Source organism: Frankia sp. AgKG'84/4 (genome assembly GCF_023242965.2).
Classification (GTDB): domain Bacteria; phylum Actinomycetota; class Actinomycetes; order Frankiales; family Frankiaceae; genus Frankia.
Genome location: NZ_JALKFU020001123.1, coordinates 1 through 1,286 on the forward strand (window position 1 = coordinate 1; position 1,286 = coordinate 1,286).

A 1,286-nucleotide genomic window follows, 5' to 3' on the forward strand; every position below is an offset into this window, starting at 1 on the left:
GGCCGGCGGTGCCTCCGACGGGCGTTGCGGGCCGCGTACGACGCGGGCCAGCCGGCCCGGGTCACGACCGAAGGTGGCCGCGACCGCCCGCGGCAGCGCCAGGCGCGGGCCGGTGTCACCGGCCCAGACGGGCACGCCCCCGTCGGCGGCCCGCAGCAGCAGCTCCGCCCAGATCGGATCGAGCTGCTGCCCGTCGCCGACCAGGTGGCTCATCTCGAACACGGCGTGCTCACGGCCGAGCGAGATCCGCAGCGGCAGGTCCGCGGCGAGCGTGCGCAGCGCGTGCTCGGCCAGGTCAGAGGCGTCCTCGGGGCCGCTGACCGGGCCGGGCAGGGTGCGCACCATCCGGCCGATGTGCTCGGCGAGGCGCGGGCCGGGGACGCGGCGCCACCGGCTCCGGTTGCCTTCCAGCGTGCACAGCAGCCGGCTGCCCGGCGCGACCGCCGCGAGCCGGAACAGGACGTCGCGCATCTGCTCGGGCGAGGGCACCTCGATCGGGCCGATGACGCCGACGACGTGCGTGCGCCGCCAGACCCGGTCGCCGAGGGCGATGGGTCGGACCGGCAGGGACAGCGCAGGGCGCACCGTGACCGGGCTCGTCATCACGTCGGACTCCTCACGTCGCGGGTGAACAGGTAGATCGTGGCGTCCTGGTTGGTGTGGACGACGGCGAAGTGCCGGTCCGCCCGGACCAGCCGCTCGACGCGGTCGAACGCGCCGTCGGGCACCAGGCCGAAGGAATGCGCGTAGGCGACCTGGCTGCTGGAGAACACGAGGTAGCCACGCGGGCCGTAGCGGCCCATCGTCTCGATCACGCCCGCGGTCTCCACCGTGGGCGAGCGCCCGAGGGCGGTGCCGCGGAACACGGGGTCCTCGAACAGCGTGTACGACGGCTGCGGCGTGCGGGTGAACTCGGCGTAACGGGGCCCGTAGTTGCCGGGCCAGTCGCTGTCGCCGAGCATCACCGGGATCCGCGGGTCGCCGTGGTCGTAGATCCACGCGGCGGAGTCCACGTCGCCGCGGGTCATGTTGTCGGCGTCGAACGGGATGTAGAACGCGCACATCCACAGGCCGAGGGTCGACATCAGGGTGACGAGTGCGAGCGCGATCCGCCCGCGGCCGGGGCGACCCTCACCGAGCAGCGCGGCGGCGACGAGGATGACGCACCACGGCAGCGTGAACAGGTAGACCCGCAGCCGCCCCTCGCCGCCGTAGGTCTGCAGGAACAGCACCAGCGCCGTGCCGATGACGGCACCGGAGCACAGCAGGACGCCGCGGCCCGCCCG

2 protein-coding genes are annotated in these 1,286 nt (G+C 74.3%); both read right to left on the reverse strand.

The features are described 5' to 3' along the window. A partial coding sequence (locus MXD58_RS27800; protein ID WP_250611127.1) for a hypothetical protein occupies nucleotides 1-603 on the reverse strand: 603 nt, incomplete at its 3' end. After that, the coding region (locus MXD58_RS27805; protein ID WP_250611129.1) for a hypothetical protein at nucleotides 603-1,286 on the reverse strand (684 nt) is incomplete at its 5' end. The genes MXD58_RS27800 and MXD58_RS27805, both read right to left, overlap by 1 nt.